This is a genomic window from Martelella mediterranea DSM 17316 (assembly GCF_002043005.1).
GTDB classification, from domain to species: Bacteria; Pseudomonadota; Alphaproteobacteria; order Rhizobiales; family Rhizobiaceae; genus Martelella; species Martelella mediterranea.
On the sequence record NZ_CP020330.1, the window covers coordinates 138,741 to 163,567 of the forward strand.

At 62.1% G+C, this 24,827-nt stretch carries 24 protein-coding genes and 2 pseudogenes; 10 read left to right on the forward strand and 16 right to left on the reverse strand.

What is annotated here, in order from left to right; genetic code table 11:
* Window positions 1-244: 244 nt before the first annotated feature.
* The 9 genes from dmpG to Mame_RS00715 all read right to left on the reverse strand — a co-directional run bounded on the left by dmpG (window position 245) and on the right by Mame_RS00715 (window position 9,437).
* Entirely contained in the window at window positions 245-1,282 is a 1,038-nt protein-coding gene (gene dmpG / locus Mame_RS00675) for a 4-hydroxy-2-oxovalerate aldolase (protein ID WP_018063432.1), read from the reverse strand.
* Window positions 1,282-2,226, reverse strand: a complete 945-nt coding sequence (locus Mame_RS00680) for an acetaldehyde dehydrogenase (acetylating) (protein WP_018063431.1) — start codon at window positions 2,224-2,226, stop codon at window positions 1,282-1,284. The genes dmpG and Mame_RS00680 overlap by 1 nt, the downstream gene beginning before the upstream one ends.
* A gap of 36 nt (window positions 2,227-2,262) precedes the next feature.
* Window positions 2,263-2,967 (reverse strand): ABC transporter ATP-binding protein, encoded by a 705-nt coding sequence (locus tag Mame_RS00685; protein ID WP_018063430.1) that lies wholly within the window; start codon window positions 2,965-2,967, stop codon window positions 2,263-2,265.
* Window positions 2,960-3,745, reverse strand: a complete 786-nt coding sequence (locus Mame_RS00690; protein WP_018063429.1) for an ABC transporter ATP-binding protein — start codon at window positions 3,743-3,745, stop codon at window positions 2,960-2,962. The genes Mame_RS00685 and Mame_RS00690 overlap by 8 nt, the downstream gene beginning before the upstream one ends.
* Window positions 3,742-4,755 carry a branched-chain amino acid ABC transporter permease gene (locus Mame_RS00695; protein ID WP_018063428.1) on the reverse strand — a complete coding sequence of 338 codons (1,014 nt, stop codon included), beginning with the start codon at window positions 4,753-4,755 and terminating at the stop codon, window positions 3,742-3,744. Before Mame_RS00695 ends, Mame_RS00690 begins: the two co-directional genes overlap by 4 nt.
* Entirely contained in the window at window positions 4,752-5,618 is an 867-nt protein-coding gene (locus tag Mame_RS00700; RefSeq protein WP_018063427.1) for a branched-chain amino acid ABC transporter permease, read from the reverse strand. Before Mame_RS00700 ends, Mame_RS00695 begins: the two co-directional genes overlap by 4 nt.
* Window positions 5,619-5,669: 51 nt before the next feature.
* Window positions 5,670-6,848 carry an ABC transporter substrate-binding protein gene (locus Mame_RS00705; protein WP_018063426.1) on the reverse strand — a complete coding sequence of 393 codons (1,179 nt, stop codon included), beginning with the start codon at window positions 6,846-6,848 and terminating at the stop codon, window positions 5,670-5,672.
* Window positions 6,849-6,921: 73 nt separating this feature from the next.
* Window positions 6,922-7,719, reverse strand: coding sequence for a 2-keto-4-pentenoate hydratase (gene mhpD, locus Mame_RS00710; RefSeq protein WP_018063425.1), 798 nt, complete (start codon window positions 7,717-7,719; stop codon window positions 6,922-6,924).
* Between the two features lie 2 nt (window positions 7,720-7,721).
* Complete coding sequence (locus tag Mame_RS00715; RefSeq protein WP_018063424.1) at window positions 7,722-9,437, reverse strand: bifunctional 3-(3-hydroxy-phenyl)propionate/3-hydroxycinnamic acid hydroxylase; 1,716 nt, start codon at window positions 9,435-9,437, stop codon at window positions 7,722-7,724.
* A 138-nt stretch (window positions 9,438-9,575) separates the two neighbouring features.
* On the opposite strand from Mame_RS00715, the gene Mame_RS00720 reads away from it, so the two are divergent.
* Window positions 9,576-10,388, forward strand: a complete 813-nt coding sequence (locus Mame_RS00720; protein ID WP_033409554.1) for a DNA-binding transcriptional regulator — start codon at window positions 9,576-9,578, stop codon at window positions 10,386-10,388.
* Here the strand turns inward: Mame_RS00720 and Mame_RS00725 are convergent.
* The gene (locus tag Mame_RS00725) at window positions 10,352-11,380 is read right to left on the reverse strand and encodes a VOC family protein (RefSeq protein ID WP_018063421.1); all 1,029 of its coding nucleotides are present in this window, start codon (window positions 11,378-11,380) and stop codon (window positions 10,352-10,354) included. The two genes, Mame_RS00720 and Mame_RS00725, sit on opposite strands and share 37 nt — an antisense overlap.
* A 314-nt stretch (window positions 11,381-11,694) precedes the next feature.
* On the opposite strand from Mame_RS00725, the gene Mame_RS00730 reads away from it, so the two are divergent.
* Entirely contained in the window at window positions 11,695-12,555 is an 861-nt protein-coding gene (locus Mame_RS00730) for an alpha/beta fold hydrolase (protein ID WP_018063420.1), read from the forward strand.
* On the opposite strand, the gene Mame_RS00735 is transcribed toward Mame_RS00730, so the two are convergent.
* Window positions 12,504-13,289: a beta-galactosidase trimerization domain-containing protein gene (locus tag Mame_RS00735; RefSeq protein ID WP_026173239.1), complete on the reverse strand. Its 786-nt coding sequence runs from the start codon at window positions 13,287-13,289 to the stop codon at window positions 12,504-12,506. The two genes, Mame_RS00730 and Mame_RS00735, sit on opposite strands and share 52 nt — an antisense overlap.
* A 68-nt stretch (window positions 13,290-13,357) precedes the next feature.
* Here Mame_RS00735 and Mame_RS00740 point away from each other — a divergent pair.
* From Mame_RS00740 to Mame_RS00775, 8 genes and pseudogenes are all read left to right on the forward strand, one after another.
* A pseudogene (locus Mame_RS00740) lies at window positions 13,358-13,522 on the forward strand (ATP-binding cassette domain-containing protein); the annotation flags it as partial.
* A gap of 86 nt (window positions 13,523-13,608) precedes the next feature.
* Window positions 13,609-13,797, forward strand: a pseudogene (locus Mame_RS00745) (metal ABC transporter solute-binding protein, Zn/Mn family); the annotation flags it as partial.
* A 1,265-nt stretch (window positions 13,798-15,062) separates the two neighbouring features.
* Window positions 15,063-15,683, forward strand: coding sequence for a ZinT family metal-binding protein (locus tag Mame_RS27595; protein WP_412768642.1), 621 nt, complete (start codon window positions 15,063-15,065; stop codon window positions 15,681-15,683).
* A 95-nt stretch (window positions 15,684-15,778) separates the two neighbouring features.
* Window positions 15,779-16,849: a CobW family GTP-binding protein gene (locus tag Mame_RS00755; protein WP_018063415.1), complete on the forward strand. Its 1,071-nt coding sequence runs from the start codon at window positions 15,779-15,781 to the stop codon at window positions 16,847-16,849.
* Window positions 16,846-17,133 carry a hypothetical protein gene (locus Mame_RS00760; protein WP_018063414.1) on the forward strand — a complete coding sequence of 96 codons (288 nt, stop codon included), beginning with the start codon at window positions 16,846-16,848 and terminating at the stop codon, window positions 17,131-17,133. The genes Mame_RS00755 and Mame_RS00760 overlap by 4 nt, the downstream gene beginning before the upstream one ends.
* A 151-nt stretch (window positions 17,134-17,284) precedes the next feature.
* Window positions 17,285-17,626, forward strand: a complete 342-nt coding sequence (locus Mame_RS00765; RefSeq protein WP_018063413.1) for a hypothetical protein — start codon at window positions 17,285-17,287, stop codon at window positions 17,624-17,626.
* Window positions 17,627-17,688: 62 nt separating this feature from the next.
* A complete protein-coding gene (locus tag Mame_RS00770) occupies window positions 17,689-18,738 on the forward strand; it encodes a DUF1775 domain-containing protein (protein ID WP_018063412.1) in 1,050 nt (349 codons plus the stop codon).
* A 127-nt stretch (window positions 18,739-18,865) separates the two neighbouring features.
* Window positions 18,866-19,474 (forward strand): SCO family protein, encoded by a 609-nt coding sequence (locus Mame_RS00775; RefSeq protein WP_018063411.1) that lies wholly within the window; start codon window positions 18,866-18,868, stop codon window positions 19,472-19,474.
* 48 nt (window positions 19,475-19,522) lie between these two features.
* Here the strand turns inward: Mame_RS00775 and Mame_RS00780 are convergent, their stop codons facing one another.
* Genes Mame_RS00780 through Mame_RS00800 form a run of 5 tightly spaced genes read right to left on the reverse strand, consistent with a single transcriptional unit; the run spans window position 19,523 to window position 24,734 of the window.
* On the reverse strand, window positions 19,523-20,266 hold the full coding sequence (locus tag Mame_RS00780; protein WP_018063410.1) for an amino acid ABC transporter ATP-binding protein: 744 nt from the start codon (window positions 20,264-20,266) through the stop codon (window positions 19,523-19,525).
* Window positions 20,263-21,351, reverse strand: a complete 1,089-nt coding sequence (locus Mame_RS00785; RefSeq protein WP_018063409.1) for an amino acid ABC transporter permease — start codon at window positions 21,349-21,351, stop codon at window positions 20,263-20,265. The genes Mame_RS00780 and Mame_RS00785 overlap by 4 nt, the downstream gene beginning before the upstream one ends.
* Window positions 21,351-22,457 carry an amino acid ABC transporter permease gene (locus Mame_RS00790; protein WP_018063408.1) on the reverse strand — a complete coding sequence of 369 codons (1,107 nt, stop codon included), beginning with the start codon at window positions 22,455-22,457 and terminating at the stop codon, window positions 21,351-21,353. Before Mame_RS00790 ends, Mame_RS00785 begins: the two co-directional genes overlap by 1 nt.
* A gap of 50 nt (window positions 22,458-22,507) precedes the next feature.
* A complete protein-coding gene (locus Mame_RS00795; protein WP_018063407.1) occupies window positions 22,508-23,530 on the reverse strand; it encodes an amino acid ABC transporter substrate-binding protein in 1,023 nt (340 codons plus the stop codon).
* A gap of 43 nt (window positions 23,531-23,573) precedes the next feature.
* The gene (locus tag Mame_RS00800) at window positions 23,574-24,734 is read right to left on the reverse strand and encodes a trans-sulfuration enzyme family protein (RefSeq protein WP_018063406.1); all 1,161 of its coding nucleotides are present in this window, start codon (window positions 24,732-24,734) and stop codon (window positions 23,574-23,576) included.
* Between the last annotated feature and the right edge of the window lie 93 nt (window positions 24,735-24,827).

The window sequence follows — 24,827 nt, forward strand, 5'->3', positions numbered from 1 at the left end:
TCCGAGGATCATAAGATATTCATATTATCAACTTGTATTACAATTTTGCATCTGTCAACGTTTGACCTCGTCGACAGCATGAAGCGTGTGAAAGTCTGAAAAGGCAGATTCCGGGAGGGGGTGGCCGGCCATGGCCGACCAACAGGAGGATCGCTGCGGATATCCGTGATCGGCTGGATTTCATGCCACGCTCGCCATTGTCGCGGGAGAGGGCATTCAGCCAGGCGCGTCGACCAAACCGTCGTCAGGCCGAACGCTTCCGGCGCGTTTCAAGCATGTCCAGAGCGACATCGACGATCATGTCTTCCTGGCCGCCGATCATCCGGCGCTCACCGAGCTCGATCAGAATGTCGCGCGCATCGACGCCGTAGGTCTTCGAGGCGTTTTCGGCATGCCGCAGGAAGCTGGAATAGACGCCGGCATAGCCAAGCGACAGGCTTTCGCGGTCGACGCGCACCGGCCGTTCCTGCAACGGACGCACCAGATCGTCGGCGGCATCCATCAGGGCGAACAGATCGCAGCCCGTATCGATCCCCATGCGGTTGAGGACGGCGATCAGCACTTCAAGCGGCGCATTGCCGGCGCCGGCCCCTATGCCCGCAAGCGAGGCATCGACGCGCACGGCGCCCGCCTCGATACCGGCGACGGCATTGGCAATGCCCAGCGCCAGATTGTGGTGGGTGTGGACGCCGACCTCGGTTTCAGGCTTCAGCGCGTCACGCAGCGCCGTAACGCGGTCGCGATACTGGTCCGGCAGCAGCGCACCGGCGGAATCGGTCACGTAGACGCATTCCGCGCCATAGCTTTCCATCAGCCTTGCCTGCTCGGCAAGCTTTGCAGGCTCCGCCATATGCGCCATCATCAGGAAACCGACGGTATCCATGCCGAGCGCGCGCGCCGCCTCGATATGCTGGCGCGAGACATCCGCCTCCGTGCAATGGGTCGCGATCCGCACCGAACGCGCGCCGGCCTGATGGGCCTGTTCGAGCTCATGCACGGTTCCGATGCCGGGCAGGAGCAGCACGGTGACGGCGGCATTCTGGCACACCTCGGCCACCGCCGCGATCCATTCGACATCATCATGACGGCCAAAGCCGTAATTGAAGGTCGAGCCCGCCAGGCCGTCGCCATGGGTGATTTCGATGGCGTCGACACCGGCCCGGTCCAGCGCGCGGGCGATGTCGCGGACATCGTCGAGGCTGTATTGATGGCGCATCGCATGCATGCCGTCACGCAGCGTTACATCCTGAATATAGAGTTTATCCTTGTTGGCTCGGCTCATCACGCAGCCCTTTCCCTGATGTTTTTCGCGGCCCAGTGATTGGCGGTTCTGAGCGCCGCGGACGTCATGATGTCAAGGTTTCCGGCATAGGCGGGCAGATAATGGGCCGCCCCTTCCACCTCCAGAAAGATCGTTGTCTTTAGTCCCGTGGCGAGGCCAATGCCCGGTATCCGCACCGGCTGGTTGTCGCCGATCTCCTCAAACTGGACGCGCTGCTTCAGCCGGTATCCCGGCACATAGCCACGGACCGTCTCGGCCATATCGGCAACCGAACGCTCGATATCGTCCCGCGACGCCCCCTGCGACAGCACGAAAACCGTGTCGCGCATGATCAGCGGCGGTTCGGCGGGATTGAGAATGATGATCGCCTTGCCGCGTTCGGCCCCGCCCAGAAGCTCGATCGCCTTCGATGTAGTTTCGGTGAATTCATCGATATTCGCGCGGGTTCCCGGACCGGCGGATTTCGAGGAAATCGAGGCAACGATCTCGCCATAGACGGTGCGGCTCGAAACCCGCGACACGGCATGAACCATCGGGATCGTCGCCTGACCGCCGCAGGTGACCATGTTGACATTGGGCTCGTCGATGTTGGCGTCGCCATTGATCGCGGGAATGGTGAACGGGCCGATCGCGGCCGGCGTCAGATCGATGACCTTCTTGCCGTCCCTTTGCAGGATCGCGTTGTTGGAGACGTGGGCGCGTGCCGAGGTCGCGTCGAAAACGACCTGGATATCCCTGTATTCCGGCATTTTCAGAAGACCTTCAATGCCTTCATGGGTGGTCGCCACGCCAAGCCGCTTTGCCCGCGCCAGACCGTCGGACTGCGGATCGATGCCGACCATGGCGCCCATTTCAATCACGTCCGAGGTTCGCATCACCTTGATCATCAGATCCGAGCCGATATTCCCGGAGCCGATGATCGCGCATTTGATCTTTGTCGTCATGACCTGTCCTTTTCCGTCAATTCTTTGTCCGCCCGGTCAGGCGGCGACCGCCACGAGGCGGCTCAATTTCTCGTGATCTTCAAGAAGTTCCGCGCTCGCCGATTGGTGGACAATCCGTCCGCGATCGAGCACGATGGCGTGCGCCGTCATCGACAGCGCCAGACGCGCATGTTGTTCGACAACGATCACCGAAAGCCCTCTGTCGCGGATCAGGTCCCGCACGACCTGGGCCAATTCCTGAATGATGATCGGCGCAAGGCCTTCCATCGGCTCATCGAGCAGCAGCAGGCGGGGATTGGTCATCAGCGCGCGGGCAATCGCCAGCATCTGCTGTTCGCCGCCGGAAAGCTGGTTGCCCATGTTGACGCGGCGTTCCTTGAGGCGCGGAAAGACCTCGTAGACCGCGCCGAGATCCCACGGCCCCGGTCGCGCCACCGTCGTCAGGTGTTCCTCGACGGTGAGCGAGGGAAACATCGCCCGCTCCTGCGGCACCCAGCCGAGGCCGGCATGGGCGCGTTTGTGCGTGGCAAGCGCGGTGATATCGGCGCCGTTGAAACGGATCACGCCCGCCCGATGGCGCGTCAGCCCCATCAGTGTGCGCATCAGCGTCGACTTGCCGACGCCGTTGCGCCCTAAAAGCGCGATACTGTCGCCGCCTGCCATGGAAAACGAGACATTGTCGAGCACGCTGGCCTCGCCATAGCCGGCGCAAACACCCTCAAGGGTCAGAAGATCAGTCATGGCCACCCTCCCCGAGATAGACTTCGCGGACGCGGCGATCGCTCATGATCTCGTCCGGCGTTCCCTCGGTCAGCACCTTGCCCGACACCAGAACGGTGATGCGCTCGGCAAACCGGCGCACCAGTTCCATGTCATGCTCGATGAAAAGAATGCTGACATCGGCAGGCAGTCTGGCAATGACGTTGAAAACCTCGGTGCTTTCGCCCGCCGGAATGCCGGCCGCCGGCTCATCGAGCAGAAGAATGTGCGGACGCGACGCCAGCGCCAGCGCAATCTCGACCAGACGCTGCTTGCCATAGGCAAGCGTCTCGACCGCGCTGCCGGCCTGGTTTTCAAGCCCTAGATCCTGGATCAGGTCGAGCGCCTCCTCGATTTCGACCGTATGGCTTTGCAGCGGGCGGAACCACTGCCGCGCAAGCCCCTTGCGCTCAAGGATAGCCAGCAGCACGCTTTCGAGAACCGTGAGCTTGGGAAACAGCGTGTTGATCTGGAAGGTGCGGGCCATGCCCTTGCGCACGCGCTCCTCCTGCGAGCTATGCGTCACATCCTCGCCGCCGATGAACACCTTGCCGGCGGTTGGCTCCAACACGCCGGTCAGCATGTTGATGAAGGTGGTCTTTCCCGCGCCATTCGGCCCGATCAGTGCATGGCGCGCGCCGATGGGCAGGGCGAAGCTGATATCGCTGTTGGCCTGGAAACCGCCCCAGCTTTTCGACAACCCCTCGGTTGCCAGCGCAAAGCCCGCGCTTTTGGAAAGGAAACTGGTATCGTGTTTCATTCCGCCGGCTCCCTCTTGCGCAGGGCCGGAAGGCCCTTGGAGGCAATGAAGCGCAGCAGATCGCTGGCACCGCCGGTCAGCCCGCCGCGCAGAAAAAACACCACCGCCATCAGCAGAACGCCCATCCAGAACTCCCAGTAGACGGGATCGACATCATTGAGAAACTCATGGGCGACCACGAACACGGCCGTGCCGATCACAGCGCCGTAAAGCCTGCCCGTGCCGCCAAGGACCAGCATCACCAGGAATTCGGCCGAACGGGTCACCGAGAGGGAATCGACGCCGACGAACTGCGTCGTCTGGGCCATCAGACCACCGGCAATGCCGGCGATCCCGGCTGAAAGGGTGAAGGCGACCCGCAGCCGGTTGTTGACCGAAGCGCCAAGGGCCGGCATGCGATCAACGCCCTCGCGGATGGCGCGCAGCGACAGCCCGAGCGGCGAAGAGGCAAAGAACTTCAGCGCCACGAAAACAATGACGAGAACGGCATAGGCATACCAATAGGCGGTGTTGCCGAAGAAATCGAATTCGAAGGTGCCGAAAAGCGGCGCCATCTCGATGCCGGAAAGCCCATCCATGCCGCCGGTCACGCCGCTCATGCGATTGGCAAGTTCATAGGTCACGAGGCAGATGCCGAGCGTCACCATCAACCGGGTCAGATCCTTGCCGCGCACCACAAGAAAGCTGGTCAGATAACCGACTGCCAGCGTCAGCGCGCCTGCGATCAGAAGCCCGCTCAAGGGCTCGCGCCAGCCATGAACGGACAGGAGCCCAGCCGTATAGGCCCCGATGCCGAAGAAAGCGGCATGGCCGAGCGACACGATGCCGGCATAGCCGAGCACCAGATCAAGGCCCAGGACCGCGATCGCATAGGCCATCAGCGACAGAACAAGCATCCGGTCGTAGGGCAGCAGGAAATAGATCGCCGCCGGCAACAGCCAGAAAATGATTTCGGCAAGACGCGGACGCGGCGACGCGAGCCTTTGGACGGCCTGAAAACGGATGGTCATGCGCGCTTACCCCCAAGACCCGAGGGAAATGCGATCAACAGCACGATCATCATGACATAGATGATGAAGGCGCCGATTTCCGGCACGAAATACTTGCCCGCGACATCGAAGACGCCAAGCAGCAATGCCGCGATCAGCGGTCCCTTGATCGATCCGGCGCCGCCGACGACCACGACCAGCAGGAAATAGACCATGTATTTCAACGGGAAGGTCGGATCGAGCCCGAGCACTTCCACGCCCAGCGCGCCGCCGAGACCGGCAAGGCCGGTGCCCAGCGCGAAGCAAAGCGCGAACACCAGATTGACATTGATGCCAAGGCCCGCCGCCGCATCCTGATTGTCGACGGCGGCGCGGATTTCCGCGCCGAAGCGGGTTTTCGACAGCATCAGGTGGAGCGCCAGCGTGACGGCGGCGACAAAGGCGATCAGAAGCAGCCGGTATTTACCGAAGTCGACGCCCATGAACCGGACCTGCCCTTGCAGCATGTCCGGCATCGCTACGAACTGCTGTGACGCGCCGAAGAAATAGTGCGCGGCTGCAATCGAGGAGAACACGAAACCGACGGTAAACAGCATCTGGTCGAGATGCGGCGCCTTGTAGAGCCTTTGAAAAAAAAGACGCTCGGCGATGATACCGCAGAGCCCCGCCGCCACAAAGGCGAGCGGCAGGGTGGCGAGAAAGGGAATACCCGCCCTGTTGGCCAGATAGACGCTTGCGTAACCGCCGATCATGGCGAACGACCCATGCGCCAGATTGATGAAATTCATCAGTCCCATGGTGATGGAAAGCCCGACGCCGACCAGAAACAGCAAGCTGCCATAGGCCAGTCCGTCGAAGAGAATGCCGACAATATTACCTGCCATTCAAAGCTCCGAAAAAGGAAGGCGGGCGGCAAAGCCGCCCCGCCCCTGGCCTCAAGGCGTCATGTCCCGGCTTTCGGGAAACTCGAAAAACTCGACATTCGAAAGCTGCCCGTCGACCGCCTCGACCTTGCGGACATAGATGGTCTGCACGATGTCGCGGTTTTCCGGGTCGATGGTGATCGGTCCACGCGGACTTTCTATGGTCGCGCCCTTCAGCGCCTCGACAATGGCCGGGCCCGAGGCATCGCCGCCGGTCTTTTCCAGCGCGTAGTAAAGCGCTGCCATGCCGTCATAGGCCGAAACCGAGAGGAAGTTCGGCCACGGGTCATCCGGATAGTCGGCGAGATAGGCTTCCACGAATTCCCGATTGAGGTCGGAATCATGCGCCATCGAATAGTGACCGGTGGTCACCACGCCAAGCCCGGCGTCGCCGGTCTGGCGAATGGTCAACTCGTCGGTAAGATCGCCCGTGCCGAGCATGGTGATGCCCGCTTCCTTGAGGCCGCGCTGGTCAAATTCCTTGATGAAGTTGATGGTCGCCTCGCCCGGCGGCAGCCAGACGAACACCGCATCCGGCTTGGCATCCTTGATGCGCTGGATGAACGGTGCGAAATCCGGGTTTTGCGCGGGAACCCGCAGGCTGCCTGAAACCGTGCCGCCATTCGTCGTCATGCCGCGAATGAAAGCCGTTTCCGCATCGTGACCGGCCGTGATGTCGGCAACCAGCGTATAGACATTCTTGTAGCCCTGTTCGGCAGCGTACCGGCCGGCAGGCTCGGTGATCTGCGGCAGGGTCTGGCCGACGCGGATCATATAGGGGTTGGCCTCGGTGATATGCGACGATGATGCGTTCATCACGATCATCGCCGTTTTGGTTTTCTCGGCCAGCGGCGCAGACGCCATCGCCGAAGCGGTGAAGGTGAAACCGGCCAGGACATCGACATGATCGCGCACGAGAAGATCCTGAACGGCGCGGCGGGCGCGATCGGGGGCAATGCCGCCGTCATCCTTGACGATCAGTTCGATCTTCTTGCCCGCAACCTCATCGCCATGCTGCTTCATGAACAGGTCAATGCCGTTCTGCATCTGGGTGCCGTAAATGCTGAACGGCCCTGAAAGCGACAGAACCACGCCAACCTTGACGGTGTCGCCCGCGGCAAAGGCGGGAAGCCCTGCCGTCAATGCGGTTGCGGCCAGTGCCGCACCAAGAAAATATCTGCGTTTGATCATTTTAGTCTTCCTCCTCAAAAATATGACGACGGCAGCCGGGTCTCCTCCATGAAAACCCGGTCCGGCTTGCTGTTCAGTCCAGATTGTTGCCGAAAGCGGCGCGAACCGACCCAAGGCCTTCAATGTCGGCCTCAAACTGGTCTCCGGGGGAAACTGGGGCCATGGGGCCTAGCGCGCCGGTCATGATGAGATCGCCGGCCAGAAGCGGCGTGCCGAAGGCGGCCATCCTGCGCGCCAGCCACAGCGCCGCGTTGAGCGGATGACCGAGGCAAGCCGCGCCGGACCCGGTCGAAACCGTTTCACCGTTTCGGGTCATGGCCATTGACAGGGTTTTGAGATCGAGGCCGGCAAGCGGCACCGGAACCCCGCCCAGAACCACGAGCCCGGACGATGCATTGTCGGCAACCGTATCGTTAAAGCGGATGTTCCAGTCGGCAATCCGGCTGCCGACGACCTCGATGGCGGGAAGGGCAAAATCGACGGCGCGGATCAATTCGACCAGCGTCACATCGGCCGCCTTGAGGTCGGCCTTCAACACCAGCGCGATCTCCGCCTCCGCTTTCGGCTGCATCACCCGCGCAAACGGTATCTCCTCATCATCGCCGTAAATCATATCGGCGAAAAGCGTGCCGAAATCCGGCTGATCGACGCCGAGTTGCGCCTGCACTGCCTTGGCCGTCAACCCGATCTTGCGACCGACGATCCGGCGACCGGACGACACCCAATGCTCGACATTGGCGCGCTGGACCGCATAGGCGGTCTCGCCGTCATCGTTGGGCATGGCATCACGGATCGGGACGATGGGCTTTGCCGTTTCCTCGGCGGCAAGAAGCGCGCCCGCGAGTTGCCGGACCAATGCGGGATCGACCATGATCACGCCTCCCTCGCCAGGGTCATCGGCTGCGGCTTGCCGGGATAGGACATGGCGCGCGCCAGCGAGCGTGACACTTCAGTCACGGTCAGCGGCGTCGCCGTTGCTGCCACCACCCGGTCCGGTCGCAGGAAAACGACCGACTCCGGCCAATTGCCGAACCACTCCTTCAGCCGCCCCTGCTGATCGCCGATCTCGACGACGCCGTTCATCGCATCGGTTCCGAAGCCGAGCGCCTCATCGGGCCTGACCCCGAGCTGCACGTCGGGCTTGACGCAGATGAAGACCGCGCCGAGCGCCTGCCACATCGCAATCTGGTCGGCATCCATATATTGCAGCGGATTGTTGCCCCAGGAGAGGATTGCGAAATTGGGACCGATCAGGTCGTCCATGCGCCTGACCTCGCCCCTGACGGTGCGCACCCGCGGCTGGATGAACAGGCGACCGACCGGGCTTTCCTTGCTTTTGACGCGACTTGGAACCAGCGCGCCCTCGGTAAAACGCGGCATCGGCTTGAAGCGCATCTCGACGATGTAGCGCTTGACGGCGGGAAACAGGTTCAGGAACCGGGTGACGCCATCGCGCACCGTGCCGAGAAACGCATAAGGCGGATTGAACACCTTGCCGACCATGACCGAAAGGTCGATCATCGCCCGGGCATGGCTGCGCCGTTCGCTCTCATAGGTATCGAGAATGTCCGGCCCCAGACGACCATTCACCACCATGGCCAGCTTCCAGCCGAGATTGGCGGCGTCGCGAATACCGCTGTTATATCCCTGCCCCTGCCAGACCGGCATGATATGGGCAGCGTCGCCGGCAAGCATGACCCGCCCCACGCGGAAGCGATTGGCAAGCCGCGCATTGTGATTATAGACGCGGCGGCGGATCAGCTTCGCCTCTTCGGGCTTTTCCAGAACCTTGGCCAGCAGGGCGCGCATGACGTCAGTACGCTCGAAATGGGCTTCGTCCTCATCCTTCATCACCATGAATTCGAAACGGCGCACGCCGTGCGGCAATGCGGCGGAGACGTAAGGCCGCTTCGGATCGCAAACCAGGTAGAGATTGGGCGTACCGACGGGATCGTTCTCGACATCGACGACCATCCATTGATTGGCGGCCGTCTTGCCTTCGAAGGCAAGGCCCAATGCCTCGCGGACCGGACTGCGGCCGCCATCGGCGCCGACCATATAGTCCGCGCTGATGGTGAAGGGACCGTCCGAACCTTCCACCGTCGCGACCACGCCGTCCGCGTCCTGCTTTAGGCTCTTGAATTCGGTCGCAAACAAGACCTTCACATGGCTGTAGCGGGAAAGGCCCTCATAGAGAATCCGGTCGGCCTGCGGCTGGATGAAGGCGTTGCGGCGCGACCAGCCGAACTCGTCGGTTTTCGGCTCGAGAGAAGCCCAGCAGCGCCCCTTCGCGGTCAGGAACCGCATCCAGTGCAAGGGCGTGGTGTGCGGCTCGATCCTGTCGGCGAGCCCGATGCCCTGCATGGTGCGCATTGCCTCATCGTCAATGCCGATGGCGCGCGGATAGTCGATCAGCTCCGGCAGCGCCTCAATCACGATCGTCTCGACACCATAGCCGCCAAGATAATTGGCGAGCGTCAGGCCAACGGGGCCCGCGCCCGCAATTAGAACCCGCGCCTTCATCGGGGTCGCGCGCCCGGTCTCGGCCGCCGCGGCTGCATCTTGATGTGAACTGGCGGAAAATGTCATGATCTGGCTCCTCGGCATTGTCGTCCGGGAGACGTTCTCCTCCGCGCCCCGGCAACCGGGATCAGCTATCAGCAGGCTTGCAAAGTTAACAACGATCATGAAAGATTCGTGCACATAGTGCACATGACGGGAGCTCAAATGGGAGACGCAAGCCACACGCCATACAAGCCTGTCCAAGGGCTTTCGCGCGGCCTCGCTTTGTTGCGATCTCTCAATCAGGCCGAGGGCGGGTGGGCTACCGTGGGGGAGCTGAGCACGGCGACGGGGCTGCACCGAACGACTGTGCGCCGGCTTCTGGAAACCCTCCAGAACGAGGGGCTGGTGCGCCGTTCGGCATCCGACGACAGCTACAGGCTGACACCAGGCGTCTACGGCCTGAGCGACGGCTACAATGAAGACGAGTGGATTTCGGAAGCAGCTTCCGTCGTTCTCGGCGAACTGCTCGTGAAGGTCGTCTGGCCCTCGGATCTGGCAACGCTGGACGGGCTTTCCATGCGGGTGCGCGAGACCACGCACCGCTTCAGCCCGCTGTCATTTCACAAGGTCACGGTGCGGCGCCGCCTGCCGCTGACCACAACGGCGCTGGGCCGCGCCTATCTTGCCTTCTGTCCGGATGAGGAACGCCAAAAGCTGCTTGCGGGCCTTGCGCAGCAGCCTGGATCGCTTCTGGCGGAGCCATCGGCGCGGAGCGCCTTCGAGGCGCAGCTCGATGACCACCGGAAAAACGGCTACGCATTTGCCAATGGCGACTGGACTCGCGAGCAGAAGATCATGGCGCTCGCGGTTCCGGTCATGCATGGCGACAAGGTGGCCGGCTGCATCAATGTCGTGATGCTGCGATCGGCCATGAGCCTGTCGCAGGCATGCGAGAAATATCTCGCGCCGCTTCGGGAAGCGGCGCGCAAGGTCGAAGATTATTTGGCCGGGGCGGGGACGAGCTCATTGCGATAAAGCCCGGCGCAGCCGGTGGTGTCGCGGCCGCGGCTGCCTGTCGATGTGTCGATGGGATCGCCATACCAGGTCATGCCGTCCGGAAACGCTTCCTGTTCCCATTCGATCGCCTTCCAGTCGGGATCGAAAATCAGATAGCCGCCGGCGTAAAGCTCGACGCGGTGGTCGGACCCCGGATCATGAATGTAAAGATACATCGCCTGCCCGATGCCGTGCTTGCCCGGCCCGACGCCATAGGAAACGTCGAGATCGCGCAGCGTGTCGGCCGCGGTCAAGACGTCGGAAAAATCCTGCAGGTTGAAGGCGATGTGATGAAGCTGGGCCGTCTTGTTGAGACCATTGGCGACAATCGCCAGGTCGTGCACCTGCGGCGTCACCGACATCCAGGAGGCGAGCACGGTTCCCGGCCGGTTCGGCAAATGGGCGAATTCGCGGCGCTTGAAGCCGAGCGTATCGCGCACCCAGCTTTCAGCCTGATTGATGGTGTCCGGCGAGGTCTGGATGTTGAAATGATCGATCCGGCGCACACCGAGGCCACGGCGTTTCGAGCTGTTGGACGGCAGGCGCGAGCGCATGCTTTCCGGCGCCAGCGGCTTTTCCATATCGTAGTAGAGTTCGAACGGATGGCCGCCGCCGGGCAGAAGGAAGCGGATCGCTTCACCACGCCCGGCTTCGGCGCCGGCGGGCACTTCAAGGACCTCGATTCCCTGCCGGCTCAGTTCCTCATGGAACAGCGCCACATCCTGCGGGCGCTTGACGCGGAATGAGAACGCATTGACGACGGCCTCTTCCTGTTCGGTCAGAACCAGGGAATGATGACCGAGTTCCTGATAGCAGCGCAAATAGGACACATTGTCCTTGCGCTCGACCTCTTCCATGCCCAGCGTATCGCGGAAGAAGAACAGCGACTTTTCGATATCCCTGGTGCCGAGATTGACGGTACCGCATTGGGCAATCTGCGGCCCGGGGTCAAACTGGTCTGAAAATGCCATGGAAAGCCTCCCTGAAAATGGCAACACTTCTCTAGCCGGGAAACCGCCTGCGGCTTCCTGGACATTTCGTCCCGGCCGCGACATGCGTGGCACTGGCCTTTGATATGAATACGTCTGGCGAGCGCCGCTCCTCGCGGCATTGGGACCGCGCCGTCCGCTTTTCATTGGCTAACAGAGACGAAACAGGCGGGACAATCTTCAAATCGGCGACGTGCACAATGTGCACAGCATCGGCGGGCCGTTTGCGTGCGCCGCGACGAGGTCGCTAAGTTCGCCGCGAAGAAACCGCCATCACGGAATTCGGAGGAGTTTTCATGGCTCATATATTTACGGCGGAAGAGACCAGCCGTTTTGCGCAGATCGCCGATGGCGACGGCACGTTGAAAATTCATTACAACGACTGCGACCCCAGGAACGGCGGCGAGACCGTGGTCATGCTGCACGGTTCCGGTCCCGGGGCGACGGGCTGGGCAAACTTCAATCGCAATATCCAACCCCTGACCGACGCAGGCTATCGCGTCGTGCTGATGGATTGCCCCGGCTGGGGCGAGAGCGACACGGTGATATCCGCCGGTTCACGCTCCGACCTGAACGCGCGGATGCTGAACGGCCTTGTCGAGGCACTGGCGCTTGAGAAGATACACATCATCGGAAACTCGATGGGCGGCCACAGCGCTGTCGCCTTTGCGCTCGCGCATCCCGAAAAGGTCGGCAAGCTGATCCTGATGGGGGGCGGCACCGGCGGCACCAGCCTGTTCACGCCGCAGCCCGCCGAAGGCATCAAGCTGATCGGCGCGCTTTACCGCAATCCCACCATTGAGAACCTGAAGAAAATGATGGAGGTTTTCGTCTTCGATCCGAGCGATCTCACCGAAGAGCTGTTCGAGACGCGATTGAAGAACATTCTGGCGCGCCGCGACCATCTGGAAAATTTCGTCAAGAGCCTGGCGATCAATCCGCGCCAGTTCCCGAATGTCGATCACCGGCTGCACGAGATTACCGCCGAGACGCTGATCGTCTGGGGTCGCAACGACCGCTTCGTGCCGATGGACACCGGCATCAGGCTCGTCGCGGGCATCCAGAATTCCGAACTGCACGTCTTCAACCGATGCGGCCACTGGGTTCAGTGGGAACATGCCGACAAGTTCAACCGGATGGTGCTCGACTTTCTGTGACCTGCTGCCCTCGAGATCTTTGCTTGCAAGGGAGATTCGCGCCGGAACTGGCTGGAGCCGCGCATCCATTCGGATGCACGGCTCCAACCTATTGAATCTATCGCATCAATGGCGCGTCCAGAAGGCCTCTCAAGGCGTCGTCTCGAAGATCGCGAGATCCTGTGGGGCACGGTTCGCTCGCCGAGCAGAAAGCGGCCGGTGGGGAAGGGTATCGTGTAAGGTTCAGGACCATCGTTGAAGATCGCCGCCACCTTTCCGCGCCGCACCAGGCGCACCGGTTCCGGCATTGCGACACGGGCAATACCGGCCGCATCCAAAAGGCGGCCAAAGAGCGCGTGGAGAAGCGCGGAATCGAGCCAAGCGCCAAGATAGCTCGCCTCTTCACCTGCCACTATGACCGGCTGGCCGACTTCGGTCGCAAGCTTTGAAGGAAGCGCGGTCTCCAGTCGCTCCAGCCGGCGGGAAGCGGCGCCGGAAAGCCCCTCACCTTCCACGGCTACGGTGAGACCCGGCCTGAGCGAGGAGACTTCTGCAACCTTCAGCGGCAGAAACGCCTGCAGCGGCCCCGGCGGCAGGGTTTCCGGGATTTCGAAATTGCCAAGCTTGGAGCCGGAGCGCGGGCCGAAGACGAGATGCGCATCGTTTTCTCGAAACGCCGCCAGTGCGCATTGTCGAAGCCTTTTCAAACCCGGGACGAAATTTTCGCCGAAGCCGGAAAAAGCGGTTGCCTTCAAATCACGCGTTCGATAAACGTAATGGTATTACATTACTGAATCTCCTGTCTATGGACGAGACTCTTTCGATGGCCGAGGCCTGCCTGACCTTTCGCGATCTGACGCTTGGATATCACCGGCATCCGGCCGTGCATCACCTGAACGGCGTTATCGGCAAGGGCAGCCTGACGGCGGTGGTCGGCGGCAACGGGTCGGGCAAATCGACGCTGATGAAGGGCATTGTCGGGCTGCTGTGATGATCTACGACGCTCTCGTGCTTCCCTTTATCGAGTTCGCTTTCATGCAGAGGGCCGTGTCCGGCGCGCTGATGCTGTCGCTCAGCGCCGCTTTTGCCGAAAACATTTCCGACGCCCGCCTCGTCGAACAGATCGCGTCCGAAGCCGGACTGGAACTTGGGGGAACGCTCTATTCGGATGCGTTGTCTTCAGCGGATGGCCCTGCGCCGCGCTATATCGACATGATGCACTACAACGTCGAAACGCTCGCCGCCGCCATCAACAACAGCTGACACCAACAAAAGGGCGAGGCCGAACCTCGCCGTTCAACGTTACGTTATACCATCAAGGAGAGACTGATATGAAACGATGGATCCTGGGTGCATCCGCACTCGCGATTTCACTTGGCGCTCCGGCGGCGTTTGCCGAGGACCACGAGGACAGCGTCACCCTCTACCGCGTTTTCGTCGGCGATCATGCCGATGCGAAAATCACGGCCTTCGATCTCAGCGAACCCGACCATCGCTGGTCCTTCGACACCACCGGCCAGAACAAGCTTTACGCGGTCAATGGTGGCGCCGCCATCGTCGCCGTGCAGTCGGACAGCGACGCGGTGAATTTCATCGACAGCGGCATCTCGCTGCATTCCCATGGCGACCATTCCGATATCGATATCGAGGAGCCGGCGGCCGTCGAGGGCAGCCTCACCGGTCCGCGCCCGTTCCACATCATCGATCATGACGGCAAAGTGGTCATCAATTTCGACAAGGGCGGCTATGCCGAAATCGTCGATGCTCCCGAGCTTTCCCACGGCGAGATTGAAACCAGCGAACTGAAGCAGGAACGCGCCCATCACGGCTTTGCAGCTCCCGTCGGCCAATACTGGGTCACGACCGTTGCCACTGACACGCCGGTCGACGGAACCCGCATCGGCCTGCGCGCCGTGACCGAAGACGGCGAGCCGACCGGCGATGTCGCGACCTGCACCGGCATCCATGGCGAAGCCTTCTCCGGCGCCTATCTCGCCGCCGGTTGCCAGGAAGGCGTGCTGACCGTGACCGCCGGTGAAGACGGCCCCGTCTTCGAGATGCTGACCTATCCGGATGATCTGCCGGACGACCAGACGACGGGTACCCTGCTGGGCGCAAAAAGCATGCAGGTCTTCCTCGGCAATTACGGATCCAATGGCCTCGTCGTCATCGACCCGGCCGATGAGCCGCATTTCCGCTATATCGAACTGCCGTTCCGCCGCGTCGACTTCGCGCTCGATCCGGCCAATGCCCGTTTCGGCTATGTCCTGACCGAGGATGGCAGCCTGCACCAGATCGATATCCTGGACGCCAGCCTCACGGAAAGCGCCAGGGTCACCGAACCCTATTCGATGGACGGCCACTGGAACGACCCGCGTCCGCGCATCGCCATGGCCGGCGATGAAATCGTGATGAGCGACCCGAATGCCGGCCTCGTCCGCCGCATCGCCAAGGATGGCCTTTCGGAAGTCGGCACCATCGACGTTGGCGGCATGCCCTACAACATCGCCGTCGCCGGCGGCAGCGGCATGGTCCACGAAGGTGAACATGACCACGAAGGCCATGACCACGATCACGCTCATGGCGACGAAGCGCATGCCCACGATCATGGCGACCCGCAGATCGCCAAGGGCTATTTCGAGGACAGCCAGATCGCGGATCGCACCCTTTCCGACTGGGAAGGTGACTGGCAGTCGGTCTATCCCTATCTTCAGGACGGCACGCTCGATCCGGTAATGGAGCACAAGGCCGAGACCGGCAGCATGACCGCCGCGGAATACAAGGCCTATTACGACGCCGGCTACAAGACCGATGTCGAGCGCATCACCATCGATGGCGACATGGTCACCTTCTATCGGGATGGCGAAGCGGTTGAAGGCCACTACGCAAGCGACGGCTATGAAATCCTGACCTATGCCAAGGGGAACAGGGGCGTCCGCTTCATCTTCGAAAAGACCGGCGGCGACGAAGCCGCGCCGCAGTTCATCCAGTTCTCCGACCACCGGATCGCACCGGCGGACGCCGATCACTATCACCTCTACTGGGGTGACGACCGCGCCGCCGTACTGGAGGAACTCACCAACTGGCCGACCTACTACCCGTCATCGCTCAACGCCGACCAGATCGTCGACGAGATGCTGGCCCACTGAGGTCAGTGCCGTAACCAACGAAGAAGCGTCCGGCCTTCCAGGGCCGGACGCACCGGTTGGTCGACAAACCCGTCCCCGCGTCAGAGAGGAATGGATTGAAGCAGTTCTACGACCCCGCTGCGGTAACGCTGCTGACCGGCTTTCTCGGCTCCGGCAAGACGACGCTGATCAATGAACTGGTCAGCGATCCGCGCATGCATGAGACCGCCGTGATTATCAACGAGTTCGGCTCCATCGCCATCGATCACGATCTCGTCCGCACTGGTTCGGAGCGCTACATGCGCACCACGACCGGCTGTCTCTGCTGCTCGGCGACCAGCGATATCCGCACCTCGCTTCACGAATTGCACGAGGCCCGGATGGAGGGCGCAATCGGCCCGATCAGCCGCGTGGTCATCGAAACCACAGGGCTTGCCGACCCCGCTCCGATCATCAACAGCCTGATCCCGGGTGGAGCGCCGGCAACCGCGCTGCGGGACCACGCCGTTGCGCGCCACTTCTATCTGCAGGGCGTCATCACCACCTTCGATACGATCGATGGACGCTCGACGCTCGCAAGCTTCATCGAAGGCTGGAAACAGCTGGCCTTTGCCGATGCGGTGATCCTGACGAAAACCGATATCGCCGAGGAAAAACGGAACTGGGCGCTGGAGCTTGCTGTGCTCAACCCGGCCGCGCGCTTTCACGATCGGCATGCGCCGGGCTTCGACCTTGTCTCTCTTCTCGGCGAAACGCCCTATTCGGTGTCGCGCAAGGCGGAAGACGTCAATGGCTGGCTGGCGATGGAACGGCTCGCAGCGCACCCGGAACACGACCACGACCCCAATCGCCATGGCGACGAGATCGAGGCGTTTTACCTGACGAGCGAGACGCCGCTGGACCCGGATGCGATCGGCATTCTGCTGGGCGTTCTCGTCAGCCCGCAAAACCGCGGCCTCATCCGCATGAAGGGGCTGGTCGCGCTCAGCGACGATCCCGAAAGACCAATGGTGATCCACGCCGTGCAGCACAGGATGGACCCAACCGTGCGCCTGCCGCGATGGCCAAGTGAGGAGCGCGGCACGCGGATTGTCCTTATCGGCATGGATCTGCCGCAAAGGCAGATCCGCGCCCTGTTCGCCGCCCTTGTCGCCCGCTCAAAGAAAAGCAGGAGGAAAACCGCTTGAGCAGTGCTTTCGTGAACCCGCTTGCCCCGAAAAAATCGGGCGTCATCGAGTCCGCGCGCAGGATCAAGAACTGGACGCGCGCGTGTTTGAAGATCGACGATGCAACCATCATCTCGGTCAACGAGCTCGCCTGCCACCTCCCCGGCTGTCCGCCGAAGGAAACGGTCATTCTGGTGATGGCGGGCCCAAACGACACAACTCAGTTTTCCATTCACAAGACGATAGCGGACGTCACGTTCGAGGACGTCAGCCTTATGGCGACGGATGTTCAGGACCATGGATGAAACCGGTGCGCGAGATCGCATTTCGCTTGCGTCAAATTGACAAGTTGCAATAACGTGCGGCATCCATTCTTGTCTGGCCGACATGCTGCATGCTTCGGCGGAACAGCGGAATGATGGGGAGGTTTTGGGTTTGCGGGGATTGAAGGCAGCGATGCGGGAGCTGGCGGCGGCACTGGCCGTGATCGCCGTCTTTGCGCTCGCCTTTATCTATCAGCCCTTCATGCCGGCTCTGACCCACCACGACGCCAGTTCGCTTCTGGCATCGTCCCAGACCGTTCTCTGCGGCAGCGGGCCCGGCGATGACGGGGCCATGAGCCACGGCCCCTGCCATGCCTGCCGCCAGGATGCCGCCATCCTGCCGCCGCCGCCGGACGAGGCCGTCCCGGCCTATACCTGCCTCTTGGCGCATGATCTCGCATTTGAAGATGAGACCCCGTCCCGCGTCGCCTACACAAGCCATTACAATCCGCGCGCACCGCCGTTTGTTGTCTGATTCCGCAAAGCGGACCTGTCAGGGTCCGCAAAATCACGACAATTCCAAACGGAGTATTTTCCATGACCACGTTCATGACCCGTCTCGCATGGGCCGGCGCAATCAGCCTTGCCAGCCTTTCCGCCGCCAATGCCCACATGACGCTCGAAACCGGCGAAGCCCCGGCCGGTGGCAGCTACAAGGCCGTTATCCGCGTGCCGCACGGCTGCGATGGCGCGGCGACCACCGAAATACGTGTTCAGGTGCCGGAAGGCTTTTACAGCGTGAAGCCGATGCCGCATGCCGGCTGGGAGCTCGAAACCGTCACCGGCGCTTACGCCGAAACCTATATGAACCATGGCACGCCGGTCAGCGAAGGCGTGACCGAGGTGATCTGGAAGGGCGGCGAACTGCCCGACGCCTATTACGACGAGTTCGTGATGCACGGCTCGCTGTCGGCCGATATCGCCCCCGGCACGGTGCTCTATTTCCCGGCCGTTCAGCTCTGCGCCGATGGCAGCGCCAACCACTGGACCGGTACGGGCGAGACAAGTGACGCCGAACCCGCGCCCAAGCTGACGGTGACGGCGGCCGTCGCCGGTCACGGACATGGTGGCCACGACGACCACGCCGCGATGTCTCATGACATGAGCCATGATATGGACCACGCCATGAGCGAGGACATCAAGGTTGGTGATCTCGACATCACCGGCGCCTTCGCCCGCGCCACCCTCCCCGGCGCGCCCGTCGGCGGCGGGTTCCTGTCGATCACCAATAATGGCGATACCGACGATCGCCTCATCGCCGCCTCATCCGATGCCGCGGGCGACCTGCAGCTTCACAACATGCGCATGGATGGCGAGGTGATGAAGATGTACCAGATGACCGATGGTATTCCGGTTCCCGCCCACGAGACCGTGGAGCTTTCGCCTGGCGGCCTGCACATCATGTTCATGAAGCTGAATGGTCCGCTTGTCGAAGATACGGTCGTCGATGTCGAGCTGACCTTCGAGAAGGCGGGAAAGGTGACCGTGCCCTTCACCGTCAAAAGCATCGCCGCGAAGGAAGCCGGCCACGACATGCATGGCATGGATCATGACCACGCCGACCATGGCGACATGAAGGCGAACTGAGTTTCGGACACCGCACCGACCCCGCACAGCCTGACCGGCGATGCGGGGCGTTCCCAAATCGCACAAGAGCGTCTGCCGGGCCGGCGACGGCCCCGCGGACCCGTGTGCGCAGTCAGGAATTCAGGACATGAAGAACTTCAGAAGGGCCCTCTGGGGGTCCATTGCCGCCATCTGCGTCGTGATCGTCTGGCTGGTCTATCAGATCGGCGAGACCAATGAAGAGATGATGCATATCCCGATGGGACCGGACTTCACGCTGACCGCCGATGACGGTTCCGAGATCACCCAGGCCGCCTTCCGCGAGAAGCCGACCGCGCTGTTCTTCGGTTTCACCCATTGCCCGGAGGTCTGTCCGACCACTCTTTACGAGCTCAATGGCTGGCTGCACGAGGTCGATCCCGATGGCAACAAGGTCGACGCCTACTGGATCACGATCGACCCGGAACAGGACACGCCGGAGATGATGCGGAACTATCTCTCCAACGTCACCGACCGCGTTACCGGCATTGCCGGCGACCCGGACAAGGTCCGCGCCATGGCGGACGGCTTCGGCATCTACTACGAAAAGGTGCCGCTCGATCCCAACGATCCCGACGGCGACTACACGATGAACCATTCCGCATCGGTGTTCCTGTTGAACGATGGCGGCGTGCTGCAGAGCACCATCGCCTATCAGGAAGAGCACGATATGGCGATCGAGAAGCTGAAGCGGCTGATCGATACCGACGATGGCTGAGTTGCGCCGGAGGCTGGTGTCCCATCTTCGGCCTGCGGGTCCGAACCGTCAGTGGATCATCGTCCGGATGCTTGACAGGAAACGTCGGGTTCTCTCGTCTTCCGGCGCATCGAAGAACTGATCGGGGGCGGCGGTTTCGACGATGCCGCCGGCTTCCATATAGACGACGCGATCGGCGACCTGGCGGGCGAAGCCCATTTCGTGGGTGACGACCACCATGGTCATGCCGTCATCGGCGAGCTCCACCATCACGTCGAGCACTTCCCGGATCATCTCCGGATCGAGCGCCGATGTCGGTTCGTCAAAGAGCATGATCCGCGGCCGCATGCAGAGCGCCCGCGCGATCGCGACGCGTTGCTTTTGCCCGCCGGAAAGCTGCCCGGGAAATTTGGGCGCCTGGTCGAGAATGCGGACGCGTTTCAGGAAGGTTTCCGCCGCCGCCTCCGCTTCGGCGCGCGGCGTGCGCCGCGACAGGATCTGCGGCAGAGCGCAGTTTTCGAGCACCGTCAGATGCGGAAACAGGTTGAAATGCTGGAACACCATGCCCGCGTCGCGCCGGACCGCATCGAGGTTGCGCAGATCGTCGCCGAGCTCGATGCCATTTACGACAATCCGGCCCGCTTGGTGTTCCTCGAGGCGGTTGATGCAGCGGATCAGCGTCGACTTGCCCGACCCCGATGGGCCGCACACCACCACTTTCTCGCCAGCGGCCACCGTCAGCGACACGCCCTTGAGCACATGAAAATCGCCGTAGAATTTGTCGATGTTATCGATTTCGATCGCAGGTTTCATCCGTGTGTCCTTGCGGCTACGCCCCGTTCGAGATGGCGCGAATAGATTGAGATGGAAAAGCAGATGATGAAGTAGATCGCCGCGACGAACAGATAGGCCTCGGTGGAAGGCGCCGGCCATGCCGGGTCGGTGCTGGCGCTGCGCGCCGCGCTCAGCATGTCGAACACCCCGACGATCAGCACCAGCGAGGTGTTCTTGATCATCACGATGGCGGTGTTGGTCAGCGGCGGGATCACGTTCTGGATCGCCTGCGGCAGGACGATGTGCCAGATCATTTTCCAGTAGGGAATGCCGAGCGCCTCGGCCGCCTCGATCTGGCCGTCGTCAAGCCCCTGAAGGCCGCCGCGAATGACCTCCGCCAGATAGGCGGCCGCGAAGATCGTCAGCGCGGCAAGCGTCCGCCCCAGCTTGTCCACCGTCCATTCCGGCGGCAGCAGCAGCGGCAGCAGGATCGCCGCCACGAACAACAGGCCGACCAGCGGAAGACCGCGTACGAGCTCGATCACGAAAATGCTGATCGCGCGCGCCACGGGCAATTTTCCCCGCCGCCCCAGCGCAAGCAGCACGGCCAGCGGCAACGCCAGGCCGAGCGACAGCACCGCCAGAAGCAGCGTCACCGGCAGGCCGCCCCATTTCGACGTCGGCACGTAGTCGAGGCCCAGCACGCCGCCGCCCATCAGCACCAGCATGGCGGCAATCGCGACGGCCCAGACCAGCAGCAGCCGGGCATTCCATAATTTCGGCGACAACGAAACGAGCACCATGGCGACGATCAGCACAATCACGATGGTGGCCCGCCATTGCTCCTGCGGCGGATAGAGGCCGAACAGGATCAGCCGCGCCTTGGCGCCGATAAAGGTCCAGCACGCCCCGCCGCCCTGACATGCCGCCGGCCCGCCAACCCAGTGGGCATCGAGAACGGCCCAGTTGAAGGCCGGGATGAGGCCGAGAATGATGAGGACGGCCAGAACCGTGAGGAATGCCGACAGCAGATCGCCGAACAGCAGCTTCAGCAGTGGCTTGCGCTTGGCCTTCGGCGGTTTCTGCGGCGCGTCGGCGGCGGTGTTGAAGGTAATATCGGTCATCAGCGCACCACCAATGCGACGCGCGCATTGTACCAGTTCATGAACGCGGAAACGGAGAGTGAAATACTGAGGAAGACCGCAAGCATGATCAGGATGCTTTCGATCGCCTGACCGGTCTGGTTGATCACCGTGTTGACCACGAGGCCGAGTTCGGGATAGCCGACCGCCACGGCAAGCGTGGTGTTCTTCACGGTGGAGAGATATTGCGAGGTCATCGGCGGCACGATGATCCTCAGTGCCTGCGGCAGGATGATCCGGAACATGATGTGACGTTCACTGAGCCCCAGGGCGCGCGCGCCTTCCCACTGGCCCTTTTCGACGGCATCAATGCCGCCGCGGATGATTTCGCCGATGAAGGCGGAGGTGTAGATCGTCAGGCCGGTGATGATCGCGGCGAATTCGGGCGAAAGCACCATACCGCCCCTGAAATTGAGCCCCTTCAGGGCCGGCGCCTCAAGACCGACCGGATGACCGAGCATGCCCGAAAGCCAGACGATGGCCACCACCCAGACGCAGAGGAACAGGCCGACAGATGCGGCCTTTGCCGGCAAGGGCTTTCCGGCGGAAACCTTGAAGCCGGCGACTATTGCAATGACCATCAGAAACGCCGCGACGATCAGCAGCATACTGGCGCCCGGTCCGAGCGTCAGGGCCGGGGCATAGACGCCGCGAATGGACAGAAACACGCCGGGCAGCGGATTGAGCGCCTCGCGCGGAACCGGAAACAGAGAGGTGGCGATCGCATACCAGAAGAGAAGCTGGACGATCAGCGGAACGTTGCGCAGCACGGTGACATAGGTGCCGGCGAAGCGCGACAGCAGCGGATGGGCGGAGCGGCGCGAGAGGCCGACCACCAGCCCGAGCAGCGTTGCAAACAGGATCGACAGGAACGACAGCCACAGCGTATTGGCGAGACCGACGACATAGGCCCAGAAGAAGCTGTCGGATGCATCGTAGCGGACGATGCTTTCGGAAATCGGAAAGCGCGCCGGCCGCCAGAGATAGTCGAAGCCGGTGCGGATGCCGCGTTCGGTCAGGTTCTCATGCGTATTGCCCGCAAGCCACCAGACGAACAGGACCAGACCGCCCAGAAGGGCGATCTGCATGGCCCAGGATCGGGCCCGTTGTGAATACCAGAGCGACAGCATGACCGGCTTTACTGAAAGGCCAGCGGAAACATCAGCCCGCCGTCGTTGAACAGCGCGTTATAGCCGCGCTCCAGCTTCAGCGGGCTGTCCATGCCGACATTGCGATCATAGACCTCGGCATAATTACCGACGGATTTCACGATCCGGTAGGCGAAATCGTCGCTGAGACCGAGGGCCGCGCCATTGCCCGGATCCGTGCCGAGGAAGCGGCGGATGCGCGGATCGTCGCTGTCGAGATAGTCGTCGATATTCTCGCTGGTAAGCCCGAATGCCTCGGCGGCGATCATCGCCTGGATCGACCATGTCACGATATCGAGCCACTGGTCGTCGCCGTGACGGACGGCGGGCGTCAGCGCATCCATATAGGGCGTTGCCGGGAAGATGACGTAGTCGTCCGGATTGTCGGCCATCGTCGCGCGCACGGAAGCGAGCGCCCCGGCATCGGTGATCAGCGCATCGCAGCGGCCGGAGAAGAAGGCCTGGCGGCCGGCAGTGGTGTTGTCGAAGACGACGGGCTGAAGATCGAGATCGTTCTTGGTCGAGACGTCGTTGACGACAACCTCGGTGGTCGAACCGGTCTGCACGCAGACGGACGCGCCCGCCATGTCCTCGACGCTGGTGATGCCGAGTGATTTCGGCATCATGAAGCCTGTGAATTCGTAATAGTTCGGCGTCGTAAAATTGATGCCGTTGGCGTCGCGCTGCAGCGTCCAGGTAAGTGTGCGCGGCAGCATGTCGATCTCGCCGGTCTGAAGGGCCGGAATGCGCTGCTGACCGGACAGCGGCACGAAATCGACCGCATCCTTGTCGTCCAGCACGGCAACCGCGACGGCCCGGCAGGTCTCTACGTCGAGGCCGCGCCAGTAGCCATTGTCATCCGGCGCGCCGAAACCGGGCGTGCCCTGGCTGGAGCCGCAGATCAGCCGCCCCCGCTCCTTCACGGTGTCAAGCGTCGAGGTCGATTGCGCCAATGCCGGCGCGGCGAACGCGGCGATCATCGCCATTGCGGTCAATGTGGTCTTGCAGGTCATGTTCCCGTCTCCTTGTTGGATTTTATATGCTGCATTTGTCTTGTCAGCCTGCGAGCGCAGTGAAGAAGCCGTCGAGGTCTTCCCTGAGATCGGAAGGGTCTTCCACGCCGATATTGACGCGCAGAATGATGCGGTCCTTGTGGGGATGCGGCATCTGCCGCGATGTCTTGACGCTCATCGGCGCAATCAGGCTGCGGGTGCCGCCCCACGAGGCACCGATCGCGAAATAGCGAAGCCCATTGAGCGCGGCATCGAGGCGCGCTTCATGCGCGGCCGGCAGAACGACCGAAAACAGGCCGCTGGCGCCGGTAAAATCGCGCTTCCAGATGGCATGTCCGGGACTGGAGGCGAGCGCGGGGAACAGCACCGGCCCCACACCGCGGCTTTCCAGCTCCGCCGCGATTTCGCCGGCCACACGACCGACATGCGCAAGGCGCACCGCCATGGTCTCCATCCCGCGCAGCACCAGTTGCACCGCATCCGGCGAAACGCCGAAGCCGAGCATGCGCATCGTGTCGCGCAAGGCCTTGCGCAGTTCCAGATCGTTGACGCTGACCGAACCCATCAGCAGGTCGGAGTGGCCGCCCGGATATTTGGTCATGGCCTGCATGGAAAAATCAACGCCATGGTCGAGCGGCTTGAACAGAAGCGGCGTCGCCCAGGTATTATCGATGCCGGTCAGGATGCCGCGCCGTTTCGCGATCGCGGTGATGGCCGGCACGTCCTCGATTTCCATGGTCGTGGAACCGGGCGACTCCATCCAGATCAGCCTTGTGTTGTCCCGCACAACGTCCTCGATGCCAGCACCGATACCCGGCTCGAACACGGACCATGCGATACCGCGCGGCTCGAGGAAATTGCGGCAGAGACCGATGACGGGCGGATAAGCGTTGTCGGCCACCAGAACATGGTCGCCGGGCTTCAGGCAGGAGAGCAGCACAACGGCAATCGCAGCTTGGCCGGAGGGCAGAATGACCGTCTTCAACCCGTTTTCGAGTGCTGTAAGCTGCGCCTCCAGCACCCGCTGCGTCGGCGTGCCGTGCAGGCCGTAGGAATAGCCGTCGAGATCCCGTTGCGAACGAGTGGCATAGGCTTCGGCGTCCGGAAAGACGATGGTCGAGGCCCGGTGTGTCGGAACGCCGAGAGCGGCATAGCCCTCTTCGCTGATCTTCGGGTGGTGAACGCTCTTGGTTGCGTCGCGCATGTGAACTCCTGAAATAACGACGCCATCATTGCCTTTTGTTGGCAGCAGGAATACTGATCAGGGCACATAGTTCTATGCGGAAACCTTATAGGT